Origin of the sequence: Hymenobacter frigidus (assembly GCF_014640435.1) — a bacterium.
Classification (GTDB): Bacteria; Bacteroidota; Bacteroidia; order Cytophagales; family Hymenobacteraceae; genus Hymenobacter; species Hymenobacter frigidus.
Genome location: NZ_BMGY01000005.1, coordinates 31,356 through 46,956, shown reverse-complemented (window position 1 = coordinate 46,956; position 15,601 = coordinate 31,356). Strand labels below are relative to the sequence as shown.

Below are 15,601 nucleotides of genomic sequence, written 5' to 3'. Positions count from 1 at the left end.
ACTACGCGCGCGTTATTAAGACCGAATTAAATACAAATTAAAACGGAATTAAAAATCATGAGGATGGTCTTTTCAGCTGACTGAACGTCTTATTTCAGACTACCCAATGGCCAATCTAACCAGACTCTAGTGCCTTGGCCAGGCTCACTTTCTACGCGCACCGTGCCGCCGTGCAAGGCCATGATGCGGGCTGCTAAGGGCAGACCAATGCCGTGCCCCGGAACCGCCCGCGCCGCCGCCGCCCGAAAAAACGGCACGAACACCTGCTGCAAATCGGCGGCCGTGAGACCGGGCCCTTCGTCGGCTACCAGCAGGGTGAAATGACTGCGGGTGCGAGCCAGGGTGGCCGTCACGGTGCTGCCCGTATCCTTCGAAAACTTGCAGGCATTATCCAGAATATTGAGCATGGCCGAGAGTAGCAGCGCCTCATTGCCGCGCACCGTGAAGCTGGCGTTGTCGTCGGCTTCGCCAAAATCGAGGTCGACGCGGCAGGTGGGATGGCGGCGCAGCAGTTGCTCATGCGCCAGCAGCAGCAGCTCATCGAGGCGCACCGCCGTCATGGGCACCTGCGAGGGGTCGTCGGAGGCGCGAGCGATTTGCAGCAGGCCATTGGTTAACTCATTGAGCTGCCGAGCCGAATCCAGGGTACTTTGCAGCACGCGGCGGTATTCGGTGGGGGTGCGTTCGGCTTGCAGCAGCGACACTTCGAGCTCGCCGATGAGGGCGGTGAGCGGCGTTCGCAGCTCATGAGAGGCATCGCGCACGAAGGTGCGCTGGCCCGCAAAGGCCGCTTCCAAACGGGCGAGCAGGCGGTTGAAGCGCTGGGTCAGCAAGCCGATTTCGTCCGTGGAGCCGCCGTCCCGGGTCAGGCGCTGGCTCAGGTCGGTGGCCGTTATGCCGTCGACTTCCCGCACGATGTGCCGCAGCGGCCGCAGGGCCTGGCCAGCAAATACCCAGCTGCCCACGCCCATCACGCCGACCGAAACCAGCAGCCCCAGCACCAGCAGGTGCCGCAGCTGCTGCAGCTGCTGGCGGCTGTCTTCATCCACGGACGAGGCCACTATCACCAGCGGCCCCAATTTGGCGTCGCGATAGAGCTGGCCCACGGTTTCGTGGTAGTTGGTTTCGGACTCGAGCACGGCGCTGCCGGAGCGGCGCACCTGGGCCAGCCAAGCAATGGGCACTGGCTTGGCAGCCCCCTGCCCTTCCTTAAATACCAATTGATTGGATACGTCATAAACCCGCCCCTGCTCGGCGGGCAGGGTGCGGTAGAGTTGGCGCAGGTAGCGCCGGTAAGACGCTTCTTTGCCGGCATCATCACGGTCGTTTTGGCCAGCCACGTAGGCGTGCCCCACTACTAGCGTCCGCTTGAACAGGCTTTGGGTGAACAACGTCCGCCGCGACTGTTGCGTGGCAAAGTAGGTAACGAGCGCAAACAGTAGCAGTGTCACGGCCAGAATAGACCCGAACTGCAGCGCAAGACGGAGGCGGATGGACATTTATTTAACAGACGTGGGAAATACGTGGAAAGGTGGAAGACATGAAAATGCTTGATTTAAAATTAATTAGAAGATTTGGGTGAGTAGCACATCACATCTCTCATATCAACTTTCATTCTTCATCACGTAGCCCATGCCGACCAGCGTATATATCAGCTTGGTTTCAAACCCCTTGTCCACCTTCTTACGCAGGAAATTGATGTACACATCAATCACATTTGAGCCCGTATCGAAGCTCAGGTCCCAGACGTGCTCCAGCAAATCGGCCCGCGATACTACCCGGCCCTGGTTGCGCAGCAGGTATTCGAGCAGGGCAAACTCGCGGGCGGTGAGTTGAATAAGCTGGCCGGCGCGCTCCACGCGCTTAGCGCCGGGGTCGAGGCAGAGGTCGGCGAGGTGGAGCAGGGCCTTGGACGCGGGGGCTTCGGTGCGGCGGCGAACCAGGGCACGCAGGCGGGCCAGCAGCTCTTCGAAGGCAAAGGGCTTGACGAGGTAGTCGTCGGCACCAGCATCGAGGCCGCGTATTTTGTCATCAGTTTCGCCCAGGGCCGTGAGCATGAGAATGGGCACGCCGGGGTCGTGGGCGCGCACCTGGCGGCATACTTCCAGGCCGCTGAGGCCGGGCAGCATCTGGTCCAGAATCAGGCAATCGTAGTGCGTGGCTTGGGCGCGGCGCAGGCCCAGCAAGCCATCGGCGGCGAGGTCGACGGTGTAGTCCTGCTCGGTGAGCCCTTGGTGCAGGAAGGCCGCCACGGAGGGTTCGTCTTCAACTAAAAGGATTTTCATGGGGCCGGAAGGTAGCGCCGCGCGCCCGAAACAGCCACGGTTTTCCAGCTCAGCACAAGACGGCACCGTCGGGGAAATACCACGCTTGGAAGTAAGGACTGGACGCTTAATACCTGATATTATGCGGTGAATTGGGCCAATTTCCGGTGCATGGCTTTAAGCCCGATTAAATAAAGCGGTGCTTTTAAGCGAAAATGCCCAAGTCCGCGCCGCAACTTGAGCACTTCTAACATTTGAATTGCCGAAATTGTCAGTAGTTGGTACCTGTGCCCAACAGGCAAATTCGTTGCGACTATCTGCCCTCAATTGGCCGGATAAGCACGCGTCGGCACCAGGAAACGCATTATTTACGATTGCACCAATACAACTACGCCCCGTAGCCGGGCGTATTGCACCAAAAAGCGCCATCAGCCGCGCTTCGCCCATCTATGACTGAACTCCAACGCCTGCTCTTGGCCTACGACCGGCACCGCGCCGGGGGCCGGCCCTGCGCCCTGGCCACGGTGGTGGAGGTACTGGGCTCGGCCTACCGCCGCCCCGGCGCCCGCATGCTCGTCACCGACGACGGCCAGCTAACCGGGGCCATCAGTGGCGGCTGCCTGGAGGGCGATGCCCGCCAGCGGGCACGCCAGGCCATTTTCCGGGGCCAACCCGCGCTGGTCACTTACGATACCCGGGACGAGGACGACCCGCGCCACGGCCTCGGCCCCGGCTGCCAGGGTGTGGTCCGCATTCTGCTGGAGCCGCTGGATTTCGACGCGGCTGACAATCCGATGGAGCTTTTGCGCGGCTTTGCCCAGCACCCGGAGCCAGCCGTGCTGGCCACGGTTTTTGAAACGGATGCAACGGGCCTGCGGGCGGCGGTGGGGCAACGCCTGTTGCTGTCGGCAGCGGGCGCGTTGCGGGGCACTCCCCTACTGGCCGCTCCGCTGGCGGAGGCCGCACGGGCTACCCTCACGCAGGGACTTTCGCAGGTGTTGGATATTGAAACCGATGCCGGGCCGGTGCGGGTGTTACTGGAGGTGCTCACGCCGCCGCTGCGCCTCATCGTGTACGGGGCCGGCAACGATGCCCAGCCGCTGGTGCACCTGGCCGCTTCGCTGGGCTGGCACATCACGGTGGTAGACGGCCGCCCCAACCTAGCCACCGCCGCCCGCTTTCCGGAAGCGGCCGAAGTACGGATTGTGCCCGTGCGCGAATTGGAAACGCAGATTCCCGAAGCCGGGGCCTACCACGTACTGCTCAGTCACAACTACGCCTACGACTTGGCGGCACTGCAAAATCTGCTTCCGTCATCGGTGCCCTACATTGGCCTGCTGGGTCCCCGCGCCAAGGCCGGGCGACTGTTAGGAGAAGCAGAACTGAATCTATCAGAAGCCGAAGCAGCGGAAGCGCTGCAACACCGCCTGCACAGTCCTATCGGCCTGAGTTTGGGGGGCGAAACGCCCGAGGAAATCGCCTTGGCCATTGTGGCCGAAATCCAGGCCGTGAAGAACGGACGGCGTCCCCAGCACCTACGGGCTACCACGGCCGCCATCCACGCCGATTCTCCGGAGCACCCTTTCGAATTAAGGCCCAAAGCCGCTGAAATGCGTTAAAAGTACCCTGTTTGGCAGGACTGCGCACAGGCACTAATTAGCAGTTGCCTAATCATCCAACCATCCACCCAAAGGCTGCACGCAACTAGCTGCGGCGCATCTGACGTGACGTCAACCTCTGAATCGGGGCGCATCAGGTTACGATACTCCTTGCGAAGTAGAATGCGAAATTTGACTGACGGGTGTAGCGACGCGACTCTTGGCTACACCGTTCTCGCCGACTACTTCGTCACGAGTATAGGTGCTTTGTGCGCCAATTGCTTATGCCTCCGTCGGCACCACCGTTTCGCCGTTAATTACCCGGGCCGTGCCAGGCAGCGTTTTGTGGCGCTCCTTGCCGAGCGCGGCGCTGGGCACGGGTACCCAGTGGTGGCGGCCACCGGCACGCTCGTCATTGAACTCGGTGGGCGCAGTGCCGGCGGCGATGCGCTCCTTCCAGGTGAGGTGCTGGGTGCCGTCGTCGGTGCGGTCCATCGTGATGCACTGCTCCACGGGGCATACCAGCGAGCACAGGTTGCAGCCCACGCAGTTTTCCTCGATAATTTCGGGAACGCGGGTGCCTGCATTCAGCTTAATGGCTTGGTGAGCACCGTCTTCGCAGGCCGTGTAGCAGAGCTGGCAGCCTATGCACTTTTCGGCGTGGATATTGGCCGTCACCTTGTACTTCATGTTGAGGTCTTCCCAGTGCAGCACGTTGGGCAGCGCCTTGCCCACCATGTCGTAGATGGTATTGAAGCCCTTTTCCACCATGTACTGCTCCAAGCCGGAAGTCATTTCCCGGATGATGCCGAAGCCAAAGTGCATGGCCGCCGTGCACACCTGCACTGAGCTCGCGCCCAGTAGAATGTGCTCCACCGCGTCGCGCCAGTTCTCAATGCCACCGATGCCCGAAATGGGCATCTTTATATCGGGGTGCTGGGCGCAGTTTTTCACCATGTTCAGGGCAATGGGCTTCACGGCCGGGCCGCAGTAGCCGCCATTGCTGCCCTTGCCGTCCACAATCGGGTACGGGGCAAACAGGTCTAAATCGACGCCCACGATGCTCTGAATCGTGTTGATGAGCGAAATGGCATTGGCCCCACCGCGCCGCGCCGCCAAAGCGGGTTCTGTGATATCGGAAATATTAGGCGTGAGCTTCACAATCACGGGCTTGGTGGCCACCTCCATCACCCATTCCACAATCATCTGCAGCACCTTGGGCTCCTGCCCCACCGCCGAGCCCATGCCGCGCTCGCACATGCCGTGCGGGCAGCCAAAGTTCAGCTCGAAGCCATCGGCGCCCGCATCCTGGCTTTGGCGCACAATGTCGTGCCACTCCTGCCGGGTTTGCACCATAAGCGAGGCAATGACGGCGTGGTTGGGAAACCGCTTTTTCACTTCCTCAATCTCGCGCAGGTTATCGGCCAACGGGCGGTCCGAAATCAGCTCAATATTATTAAAACCGATTAGGCGCTTGTCACGGTAATTCACCCCGCCGTAGCGGCTCGATACGTTCACGACGGGCACGCCCAACGTCTTCCACACCGCGCCGCCCCAGCCAGCATCGAAGGCCTTCATCACCTGGTAGCCGGAATTGGTGGGCGGAGCCGAAGCCAGCCAGAAAGGATTCGGCGATTTAATGCCGGCGAAATTGATGGAAAGGTCAGGCATGGAAGTTATTACTAATAAAACGTCATGCTCATCTAGCGTCCGCGCAGTCGAAGCATCTGGCTCACGTCGTTGAACGATTTATTTAAGTGCCCACGCACAAGTAACCGGATAAAGAAGAACGTCATTCCGAGCTTGCCGAGGAATCTCGCCCGCGCCAGTAGGCGGCGCGGATGACTCCGGCGAGATTCCTCGGCAAGCTCGGAATGACGTTCTTTTTGGTTGACTACGGTTACTTGTGCGCGACTACTTACTACCACACGCGAGGTGCTTCGGCTACGCGGACGCTAGATGAGCATGACGTGCGTTTTTGTTGAAAAAAATTGGTCTACTTACCTACTTACTCAAGTAAGCGTGAATGCCACGCGCCGTCAGCTTGGCTTCGGCCGTCGCATTCACCACTTCCGCGCCGCCATTCCAGGCATCGCCAGATGCAAAGTATTGGGGGTTAGTCGTCTGCCCGGTGTGCGCATTGGCGGTAATACGACCCTTACCGTCCAGCGCCAGGCCCGGAATCAGGCTCAGGAATTCGGTTTGCTTGGCCTGGCCGGTGGCCTTTATGACCATGTCGCAGGGCTCGATGAATTCGGAGCCGGCAATTTCATGCACTTTGCCATCGGTGGTCGCCGTGCGAATAAATTTCACACCGGAAACACAACTATTGCCCATAATTTCGATTGGCGCTACGTTAAATAATCCCTTCACTCCCACGCCTTTGGCTAAGTCATACTCGAAATCATACGCACCCATTTCCTCCTTGCCGCGCCGGTAGGCCAGAATCACATGGTCTGCCCCGAGCCGCGACGATTCCGAAGCGGCGTCCATTGCAGTGTTGCCGCCACCCAGTACAATCACCTTGCGGCCTACCACTACTTCATGATGATGCTGGCGCAACTCCGAGATAAATTCAACTGCCCCGGTGCAATTAATTTTATTCTCGCCCGGCAAGCCCAATTCATTGGTTTTACCCAAGCCAATTCCCAGAAAAATAGCGCCGTATTTTTCTTCCAGCTTCGCTAATTCATTCCGCGAAGAAATAGCAGAATTGAAATGCACATTATAGCCAAATTGCGATTGCAAATAGGCCATTTCCGCCAACGTTTCCTCGTTCGTTATCTTGTACGGTGCTACGCCATATATTGTCAGACCCGAAGGCTGCGCTTTGGCTTCAAAAACATCCACTTCGTACCCCAGTGAGCGCAGCTCACAGGCCGCCGAAATACCAGCCGGTCCCGCGCCAATTACGGCCACACTTTTTCCATTAGCCACACCCGGCCCGAACAGCTTTTCTCCGCTCTTAATCACCTTAGTTGTGGCAAAGCTTTGCAGGCGGCCAATCTCAATTGGCTTCACTTCCTGCAAATTATACACGCAGGCACCTTCACACAGCACCTCTGTAGGGCATACTTTGCCGCAGACGTTACCGAAATAATTAGCCGCGTAAATAGTGCGTGCCGCACCGGTATCGTTACCGGAATTAATCTGCCGAATAAACTGCGGAATATCAATCCCCGACGGGCACGCCTTGATGCACGGCGCATCGAAGCAAAACAGGCAGCGCGAACTTTCATAAAGCGCCTCGGTGCGGTTCATCACCGGCTTCAATTGCGCGAAATTCTCTGCGAATTGCTGTTCGGTGGTGGGAGTAGAAAATTCAGCCATTGGACGGAATAATTCAGGATTTTAAAAAACTCAGAACGTCATGCCGAGCGTAGCCGAGGCATCTCGCGTGCCACTACTAATCATTGTTTTTGCAACGATTGAATTACTGCTGCACGCCAGATGCCTCGGCTACGCTCGGCATGACGGCCTATCATGCGGAATGGACTCTACAGCTCCACCAGTTTCTCGTAGGTTTCCGGGCGGCGGTCGCGGAAGAACTGCCAGGTATTGCGCACTTCTTCAATCATGTCGAGGTCGAATTCGGCCACCAATAGTTCGTCGTTATCCTCGCTGGCCTGCGCGATAATTTGGCCGCGCGGGTCCACGAAATAGGACGTGCCGTAGAACTTGCCCAGGTTCCAGGGCTTCTCCACGCCCACCCGGTTGATGCAACCCATGAAATAGCCGTTGGCCGCCGCGTGCGCAGGCTGCTCGAGTTTCCAGAGGTACTGCGAAAGGCCGGCCACGGTAGCCGAAGGATTGTACACGATTTCGGCCCCGTTCAGGCCCAGCACGCGGGCACCATCGGGGAAGTGGCGGTCGTAGCAGATGTACACGCCTACTTTGGCGTATTTGGTTTGGAACACGGGGTAGCCCAGGTTGCCGGGCTTGAAGAAGAATTTCTCCCAAAAACCGGAGGTATGCGGAATATGGTTTTTACGGTATTTGCCGAGGTAGGTGCCGTCGGCATCAATCACGGCGGCCGTGTTGTAAAGAAAGCCCGCCGACTCGCGCTCGTACACGGGCACAATCATCACCATGTTGTATTTCTTGGCGTATTCGGCCATGCGCTCAGTGGTCGGGCCGGGCACCGATTCAGCCGAGGCGTACCACGCCTTATCCTGGCCGGGACAGAAATACGGGGTGTTAAAAATCTCCTGCAAACACAGGATTTGCACGCCCTGGCGGCCGGCCTCCTCAATCAGCGGAATGTGCTTTTGCACCATAGCTTCCATGATTTCGGCAATCGTGCCTTCGCCTTCGGTCATCGGCAGGCTCATCTGAATGAGGCCGGATTTAATTATTCTGGACATCTGGTGGAAGGGTTGAAGAGGGAGTATGTGAATTAGAACGTCATTCCGAGCGTAGCCGAGGAATCTCGCTCGCATCGTTGAACCGTAGGTCAGCGTAGCTAATAATTGATTTACTACCACACGCGAGATTCCTCGGCTACGCTCGGAATGACATTCTCATTGATGCGTTCTTTATTCGTGCTAAATGTTTGGCTTGCCGCGCCGAATAAATTGCCCGTAGCCTTTCGAAACTTTGGCTTCTCCGGCATCTACGGCCACTTTTCCACGTAGCAGCACCGTCTCAATCTTACCAGTTAGCGCCCATCCTTCATAGGCCGAGTAATCGCAATTCATGTGGTGCGTGCTGGCCGAAATAGTGTGCTTTTTATTAGGGTCAAGAATTACCAAGTCCGCATCGGCCCCGATGCTGATGGTGCCTTTGCGGGGGAACATGCCGAAGATTTTCGCGGCGTTGGTAGAAGTTACTTCTACGAATTTCTGAAGCGTGATTTTACCTTTGTTTACGCCTTCCGAAAACAGTAGTTCCATGCGGTGCTCCACGGCAGGATGGCCGTTGGGAATTTTCGAGAAATCGTCCTTGCCCAGCAGCTTCTGCTCCCACATAAAAGGGCAATGGTCGGTACCCACCACGTTGACCAGGCCCTGGTTTAGCCCGGCCCAGAGCGTGGCCTGGTCCTTTTTCTCACGCAACGGGGGCGACATCACCACCTTCGCGCCGTTGGCCTCGTCTTCATACAGCCGCGCGTCGAGTAGCAGATACTGAATGCAGGTTTCGACCAGCACGCGCTGATTGCGCTCGGTGGCGCGGCGCACCTGGTTGAGGGCGCCCTCGCAGGTGAGGTGCACGATGTAGGCATTCACGCCCGTGTAGTTGGCGATATCGGCGAAGCGGCCCGAGGCCTCGGCTTCGGTCACTTCGGGCTGCGAGAGGTAGTGGTAGAGCGGCGTAAGCTTGCCCTGCGCCCGGTGCTGGGCGATAAGTGTGTCAATCATGTCGCCGTTGGTGGCGTGGGCCGTCACGAGGCCACCGTGCTTTTTCACCTCCTGCATCAGGCCCACCATCTGCGCGTCGTCAATCATGAGCGCGCCCTTGTAGGCCATGAAAGTCTTGAAGGAAGTAATGCCTTCATCAATCATTTCCTTGATTTCTTCCTTCGTATTTGAGTTGAAATCCGTGACAGCCATGTGGAAACTGTAGTCGCCCACGGCGTTGCCGGTGGCGCGGCCGCTCCACTCCTCAAAAGCAGCCCGCAGCGAATTGCCCTGCTTTTGCAGAATAAAATCGATGACCATGGTAGTGCCGCCGTGCAGGGCGGCGCGGGTGCCGGTTTCGTAGGTGTCGCTGCTGAAAGTACCCATGAACGGCATTTCCAAATGCACGTGCGGGTCGATGCCGCCGGGCACGATGATTTTGCCGGTGCAGTCGATAACCTCCGCCCCATCAGCTGCTAAGTTGCGACCGATGGAGACGATGGATTCGCCCTCAATAAGGATATCACAGACGGCGTCCGAATCGGCGGTAACTACGCGGCCGTTTTTCAGAAGGATGGACATGGTGCTTAAGCAGTTTACTGGCGCGAGTTTAGCGAAGCGTAACTCGTGTTATTTATTCGGGCGAGGCTGCGCCTCGCATCAGAACGCTGGTACTTGTGCAGGCTGGAAATTAGCTGGGCTGACCTTCGATTGCCGCTGTCGCGGCAGTGGCGGCACAGCCGCCACGTCATAGCTGGTCACGAGTTACGCTTCGCTAAACTCGCGCCAGGTCTAGGTTTTTATAGACCTTAGTGACAAGCAGCGTCCGCAATTTCCAGCGCCTCGGAAATGATGGCCAAGCCTTCGTCAATTTCGTCTTTGGTGATGGTCAGCGGCGGGCAGATAAAAATATAGCTCCAGCGCACGAAAGTGTACATGCCCAGCTCGCGGATTTTGGCGGCCACCTGGTTCATCACGGCCATTTGGTCGTTGGTGGCATTCCAGGGGGCCATGGGCTCTTTGGTGGCGCGGTTTTTCACCAGCTCCAGGCAGCCGAACAGACCGGTGTTGCGCCAGTCGCCGATGCTGGGGTGGTGGCGCATAAGCTGGGCCACTTGCTGGTCCATGTACTGGCCCATTTCCACCGTGTTTTCCAGCAGGTTGTCTTCTTCATAAATGTCGAGCACGGCCACGGCGGCGGCGCAGGACACGGGGTGCGCCGAGTACGTGAGGCCGAGCGGCAGGGGTTTGTCGTCGAACGATTTGGCGATTTTCTCGTCCACCATTACCGCGCCCAAGGGCAGGTAGCCGGCGGTGATGCCCTTGGCCATGCACATGATGTCGATTTTGACGTTGTGGTGGTCGGAGCCGAACCACTTGCCAGTGCGGCCAAAACCGCTCATTACCTCATCGGCCACCAGCAAGATGCCATGCCGGTCGCAGATTTCGCGGATGCGCGTCCAGTAGCCGGGCGGGTACTTGATGCAGCCCGACGTACCCGACTCGCCTTCCATGATGATGGCGGCCACGCTGCCCGGATTTTCGTAGCCGATGATGCGCTCCATAGCATCGGCGGCGCGTTGGGCGCACTGCTCGGGCGAGTCGGAGTACCAGGGGCAGCGGTAGGAATACGGGTTTTCGACGTGCACCACACCCGGCATAGCCTGGCTGTCGACGGCAAAGCGGCGGGGGTCGCCACCGGCGCTCATTGCCCCGTAGCTGGCCCCGTGAAACGAGAGGTACAGCGTCACAATCTTATGACGGCCAGTATACACCCGCGCCAGCTTGATGGCGTTTTCAATGGCCTCGGCCCCGCCCAGCGTAAAAAAGGCTTTGGTGAGGTTGGGCGCGGTGATTTCGGCTAATTTCTTACCCAAATCGCCGCGGGTTTTAGTAATCATGCCGGGGTACACGTAGCTAAGCTCGCGCATCTGGGCAGCTACGGCTTCGGTCACGCGCTGGTCGCCGTGGCCGATATTCACGTTCATCAGCTGCGACGAGAAATCAATGTAGCGCTTGCCGTCGCGGTCGTACACGTACACGCCTTCGGCGCGCTCGGCGTTGATGGGATTCAGGCCCGTTTGCTTCGACCACGAGAAAAGTGTGTGGTCGAGGTTGTCGTGCAGGATTTGGTCTTTATCGGTGGCGAAGGTGGTTTCCATTGTCGTTGGTTCTATTTGAACGTCATGCCGAGCGCAGCCGAGGCATCTCGCGAGCAATCGTGAGGGACAATACTAGCCGCTCCAGGTTTGTAAATCTATTGGTTTCCAGCTGGGATTAAGCGTATTGATAAGAAATTCCTTTTTTACCCGCGCCCAGTTTTTAATCTGCTTTTCCCGCGTAATTGCTTGCTTGGCATCAGCACTAATTTCGAAATAGATAAGCAGATTGCATTGGTAGCAACCTGTGAATTTTCCGGCTTCGCCCAAGCCCTGACTGTGCTCATGTAGCCGGCGCTCAAGATTGTTGGTTACGCGGGTGTAAAGCACGGTACGGGCAGGATTGGTGAGAATATAGACGTAGAAACTCACAGCGGAAGAACGAAAAAGAACGTCATGCCGAGCGCAGCCGAGGCATCTCGCTCGCATCGTTTGACGATTGGATTACTGCCGCACGCGAGATGCCTCGGCTGCGCTCGGCATGACGGCCTTTTATAAACGTTTTAGCTCATCCAGTTCACTCGCGACTCGGGATTCCACTTGGTAGTGGTCTTCTTCAGCTGCGTCCAGAATTCAATCGAGCTTTTGCCGGTGATGTCGCAGGCACCAAACTTCGAATCGCCCCAGCCGCCGAAGGAGAAGGGCTCGCGGGGCACGGGCACGCCGATATTTATGCCAATCATGCCGGCGTTGGCGTGGTCCATCACGTAGCGGGCGCTGCTGCCGCTGCTGGTGAATACAGCGGCGGCATTACCATAAGGATTGGCGTTTTCGATAGCCAGGGCCTCGTCCAGGGTGTTGGTGCGCATGATGGCGAGCACCGGGCCGAATACTTCCTCCTGCGCAATGCGCATGTCGGGAGTCACGAAGTCGATTACTGTTGCGCCTACATAATAGCCGTCTTCGTGACCGGGCACCACGGCGTGGCGACCGTCGAGCAGGACTTTGGCACCGGCGGCTTCGGCTTCGGTGATGTGCTGTTCAATGCGCTCCTTGGCTTCTTTGCTGATGACGGAGCCGAGGTTCTGGCCGGCCACAATCTTGCGGGCTTCTTCCACAATTTTGGCCACGATGCCATCTACCGCCCCCACTCCTACCATGGTAGAACCGGCCATGCAGCGCTGGCCCGCGCAGCCCGACATACTGGCCGCCACGTTTGAGGCTGTCATCTCAGGGTGGGCGTCGGGCAGTACCATCAGGTGGTTTTTGGCCCCGCCGAGGGCCACGCAACGCTTCAGGTTACTGGTAGCACGGATGTACACCGTTTTGGCGATTTTGGTGGAGCCCACGAAGCTCACGGCCTGGATATCGGAGTGGTCGCAGATGGCTTCCACGATTTCGCGGTCGCCATTCACCACGTTCAGCACGCCATCGGGCAGGCCGGCTTCTTTCAGCAGCTCGGCGATTTTGATGGCGCTCAGGGGAACTTGTTCCGAGGGCTTCAGAATCATGGTATTGCCCAGCACAATGGCGTTCGGAATAGTCCAGTGGGGCACCATGTTGGGGAAATTGAACGGGGCAATGCTGGCCACCACGCCCAGCGGCTTGCGCTCGGCGCGGGCCTCCACGCCCTTGCTCACTTCCAGAAATTCGCCCTGAATAAGCTGCGGCAGGGAGCAGGCAAATTCGGTCAGCTCGATGGCTTTCTCCACTTCGGCGCGGGCCTCGTCGTAGGTCTTGCCATTTTCCTCGCGCACCAGGTCGGCCAGGGCCGTCATGTCGCGCTCCAGCAGCGTTTTGTAGCGGTAAAAAATCTGGACTCGCTCCTTTATCGGGGTGGCCGCCCACGCGGGATAGGCCGCTTTAGCCGCTTGCACGGCGGCATCGAGCGCGGCGGCGTTGCTCAGGGGAAGCGTGGAAATCAATTGCCCATTGAGCGGGCTGAACACGTCCATGGTGACCGTGGAGGCATTATCTACCGAATGGCCGGCCACGTAGTTGCGAATGGCCGGATACTTCAAGGTTTGGACTTCCATGTTACCATAATGTTAGGCGGGATGCAAGCTAAGATTTTTGCGGGAATTGATGCAATCCCGCAATCGATTTCGCTAAAAAACATTTCATCGCAGGGAGCGGCTGGCCAGCAATTTGCGCGCCGACTACCCCCAAAATAACAAGGCGCTAAAGAACAACGGGAGGTTGTTTTTTAGCGCCTGAAAAGTAGCGATTTCAAATAGAGTTTACTTCACCTCATCCCCGTCATTATCGATGGTGAAGCTGCGGCCGTCCTGCGTGACCCGGGCTTTGCCGTCGGCAAAATCTGTGGCCAGGGTGTAGCGCCCAAATGGCTTGCTGCCACTGCTGGAGTCGGTCAGGTAATCAGAGGTGATGTAGGTGTAGCCGTCCCGCAGCTTCACACGGGCCAGCCCGTCGGTGAAGGAATAGGCTTCGTCGAAGATGAGCGGCGCGGTTGCCGGCTCAGCAGAGCCGCTGATGTAGTACCAGCCCCGGTGGTCGAGCACGGCGGCGTGGCCTTCGGCAAAGTCCAGGGCATTGAAGTAATAGTGGTCGAATTCCTGTCCTTTCTCGTCGATAAACGTGTAGGCATCGCCCACGCGGGCCCGGGCAAAACCGCCCGCGTACGGGTTCAACGCGTCGTAAGCCAAGGGCACTACTTCCTTGCCTTCCTCATTCACAAAGCCGTAGGCCCCGTCCTTAGCCACCACGGCCTGGCCCGCCAGAAACGGGTTGGCGGCCGCGTACTGCGCGGCCACCACCGGCTTACCGCTGGCATCGGCGTAGCCCCAGCGCCCGTTTTCCTGAAACGGCACGGGGGCGTCGTTTCCGCTTCGGGCAAAGAGCAGTACGGCCAAAGCCAGCGCGCCAACTCCAGCCGCCAGCAGCCCAGCCCGGGGCAGCAGCAGCGCCCGCTGCCCTAGTTGCCGGAGCTGCGGCGGCCACTCGAAGTGCCACGGGGTACCGGTAGCAACGGAGCTCGCCGCCGCCGCTGCTGGTACCGCCGCGTGGGACGGCGCTGAGGGTATAAAACGAGCCACGGGCGGCGCTGCAACAACGGCCCCAATGCTGGGCGCGGCCGGAAGTACGGGGCCAGTCACGGATGGTATACCAACAGGAGGCGCAATAATGGGCGCACCCTGAGCCGCCGGCCCGGCTACGGTCGGTGAAACCACAGGCACCGAACGGGCACTGAGTTGGTCGATGAGTTGATTAAGTTGCTGAATCTTACCATCCAGCTCCTGGTTCCGCGCCGCTGATTCGGCCTTGGAAGCCTCCATTTCAGCTTCCAAAGCGGCTTTCGCACGGGTTTCGGCGGAGAGCCGGGATACCAGCGCGGTGGCTTCGGAAGCTACCGTAGGGGCCTGAGCCAACTCGGCCCGCAGCTGACCAATACTGCGCTCCCGCTCGGCTTCGCGGGCCTCCAAGGCTTGCAGCTGCTGGCGCAGGTCGGCTTGCATTTGCTGGCGCAGCTGTTCGAGCTGTTGTTTTTCCTCGTTGCGGGCAGCTACGTCGGTGGTGCCATATCCGTAGGGCAGGTCGTCGTCGGGCACATCGGCAGCCCCAAGCCAGCCCCAGATAGCCCGCGCCTGCTTCCCCAGAAAGCCACTGGCATTATCAGCGGCGGCGGCAGTCGTGGTCGCGCTGTCCATCGGCAGGGTAACAGGGGCCGACGGTTGCGCCGCGAAGGCGGTCCACTCGGCGGCCCATTCGGCCAGGTCTTCGGTGGTCAGGTCGATTTCGGGCGAGGCCAGCTGCCCGAGGCGGCGGGGCAGCTCGGCAGGGTCGCTCAGCAGCTGAAAGCCGGCCGTGGCGCTGCTGAGGGCAACCTCCACATCGGGCGCAGAAACCACCGGCGCACCAAATAGTACCAAGCTGGTCAGAAACTGCAGGTTGGCCTGCTCGGGGCCAAAGCGCCGGCTCAACCAGCTTTGCAGCGCCCCTTTCTGCTGGGCTACCTGCTCGTAGGGATTATCAAAGTCCTCGTGCCCGGGCAGCGGCAGCCCGTTGAGCTGCCAGCTGCCGTAGCCCAGAGCCGGTATGCTCAGCCGGCCGCCCCGTGGCACCAGCACCAGCAGGGTGATGCTGTGCGGGCACACCAGCACGGCGTCGATGGGCGCAGTGTCATCGGTCAGCACCAAGTTGCCGAGGAGCAGCGCGTCGGTGTCGGCAGCGGCCCGCAAAACGGCTTCCACGGCCGCAAACTGAGTGGCCTGGGCCGCATCGGCAAAAGGTGAGGCAGTAAAACTATAAACCATATTTTCTTAAAACTCAAGGAAGCCAAGCCT

At 58.9% G+C, this 15,601-nt stretch carries 11 protein-coding genes; 1 reads left to right on the top strand and 10 read right to left on the bottom strand.

Annotation, left to right across the window (positions count from 1 at the left end):
- Window positions 1-89: 89 nt before the first annotated feature.
- Window positions 90-1,499, bottom strand: a complete 1,410-nt coding sequence (locus tag IEW17_RS03840; protein WP_188560705.1) for a sensor histidine kinase — start codon at window positions 1,497-1,499, stop codon at window positions 90-92.
- A 105-nt stretch (window positions 1,500-1,604) separates the two neighbouring features.
- Window positions 1,605-2,285: a response regulator transcription factor gene (locus IEW17_RS03835; protein ID WP_188560704.1), complete on the bottom strand. Its 681-nt coding sequence runs from the start codon at window positions 2,283-2,285 to the stop codon at window positions 1,605-1,607.
- Between the two features lie 428 nt (window positions 2,286-2,713).
- Between IEW17_RS03835 and IEW17_RS03830 the strand changes: the two genes are divergently transcribed.
- Entirely contained in the window at window positions 2,714-3,883 is a 1,170-nt protein-coding gene (locus IEW17_RS03830) for an XdhC family protein (RefSeq protein ID WP_188560703.1), read from the top strand.
- Window positions 3,884-4,144: 261 nt separating this feature from the next.
- Here IEW17_RS03830 and preA read toward each other — a convergent pair whose 3' ends face one another.
- The 8 genes from preA to IEW17_RS03790 all read right to left on the bottom strand — a co-directional run bounded on the left by preA (window position 4,145) and on the right by IEW17_RS03790 (window position 15,571).
- Window positions 4,145-5,533 (bottom strand): NAD-dependent dihydropyrimidine dehydrogenase subunit PreA, encoded by a 1,389-nt coding sequence (preA, locus tag IEW17_RS03825; protein WP_188560702.1) that lies wholly within the window; start codon window positions 5,531-5,533, stop codon window positions 4,145-4,147.
- Window positions 5,534-5,866: 333 nt separating this feature from the next.
- Window positions 5,867-7,192 carry an FAD-dependent oxidoreductase gene (locus IEW17_RS03820; protein WP_188560701.1) on the bottom strand — a complete coding sequence of 442 codons (1,326 nt, stop codon included), beginning with the start codon at window positions 7,190-7,192 and terminating at the stop codon, window positions 5,867-5,869.
- Window positions 7,193-7,359: 167 nt separating this feature from the next.
- Entirely contained in the window at window positions 7,360-8,226 is an 867-nt protein-coding gene (locus IEW17_RS03815) for a nitrilase-related carbon-nitrogen hydrolase (RefSeq protein ID WP_188560700.1), read from the bottom strand.
- Window positions 8,227-8,406: 180 nt separating this feature from the next.
- Window positions 8,407-9,780, bottom strand: a complete 1,374-nt coding sequence (gene hydA, locus IEW17_RS03810; RefSeq protein WP_188560699.1) for a dihydropyrimidinase — start codon at window positions 9,778-9,780, stop codon at window positions 8,407-8,409.
- Between the two features lie 227 nt (window positions 9,781-10,007).
- Window positions 10,008-11,360 (bottom strand): aminotransferase class III-fold pyridoxal phosphate-dependent enzyme, encoded by a 1,353-nt coding sequence (locus IEW17_RS03805; RefSeq protein WP_188560698.1) that lies wholly within the window; start codon window positions 11,358-11,360, stop codon window positions 10,008-10,010.
- A gap of 72 nt (window positions 11,361-11,432) precedes the next feature.
- Window positions 11,433-11,729 carry a GIY-YIG nuclease family protein gene (locus IEW17_RS03800; protein WP_229748797.1) on the bottom strand — a complete coding sequence of 99 codons (297 nt, stop codon included), beginning with the start codon at window positions 11,727-11,729 and terminating at the stop codon, window positions 11,433-11,435.
- 131 nt (window positions 11,730-11,860) lie between these two features.
- On the bottom strand, window positions 11,861-13,333 hold the full coding sequence (locus tag IEW17_RS03795) for a CoA-acylating methylmalonate-semialdehyde dehydrogenase (RefSeq protein WP_229748796.1): 1,473 nt from the start codon (window positions 13,331-13,333) through the stop codon (window positions 11,861-11,863).
- A gap of 204 nt (window positions 13,334-13,537) precedes the next feature.
- Complete coding sequence (locus IEW17_RS03790; protein ID WP_188560696.1) at window positions 13,538-15,571, bottom strand: WG repeat-containing protein; 2,034 nt, start codon at window positions 15,569-15,571, stop codon at window positions 13,538-13,540.
- Between the last annotated feature and the right edge of the window lie 30 nt (window positions 15,572-15,601).

What these genes read in the sequence shown, in the direction of transcription:
- IEW17_RS03840 (WP_188560705.1), bottom strand. Translation starts at nt 1,499, where the DNA reads ATGTCCATCCGCCTCCGTCTTGCGCTGCAGTTCGGGTCTATTCTGGCC.
- IEW17_RS03835 (WP_188560704.1), bottom strand. Translation starts at nt 2,285, where the DNA reads ATGAAAATCCTTTTAGTTGAAGACGAACCCTCCGTGGCGGCCTTCCTG.
- IEW17_RS03830 (WP_188560703.1), top strand. Translation starts at nt 2,714, where the DNA reads ATGACTGAACTCCAACGCCTGCTCTTGGCCTACGACCGGCACCGCGCC.
- preA (WP_188560702.1), bottom strand. Translation starts at nt 5,533, where the DNA reads ATGCCTGACCTTTCCATCAATTTCGCCGGCATTAAATCGCCGAATCCT.
- IEW17_RS03820 (WP_188560701.1), bottom strand. Translation starts at nt 7,192, where the DNA reads ATGGCTGAATTTTCTACTCCCACCACCGAACAGCAATTCGCAGAGAAT.
- IEW17_RS03815 (WP_188560700.1), bottom strand. Translation starts at nt 8,226, where the DNA reads ATGTCCAGAATAATTAAATCCGGCCTCATTCAGATGAGCCTGCCGATG.
- hydA (WP_188560699.1), bottom strand. Translation starts at nt 9,780, where the DNA reads ATGTCCATCCTTCTGAAAAACGGCCGCGTAGTTACCGCCGATTCGGAC.
- IEW17_RS03805 (WP_188560698.1), bottom strand. Translation starts at nt 11,360, where the DNA reads ATGGAAACCACCTTCGCCACCGATAAAGACCAAATCCTGCACGACAAC.
- IEW17_RS03795 (WP_229748796.1), bottom strand. Translation starts at nt 13,333, where the DNA reads ATGGAAGTCCAAACCTTGAAGTATCCGGCCATTCGCAACTACGTGGCC.
- IEW17_RS03790 (WP_188560696.1), bottom strand. Translation starts at nt 15,571, where the DNA reads ATGGTTTATAGTTTTACTGCCTCACCTTTTGCCGATGCGGCCCAGGCC.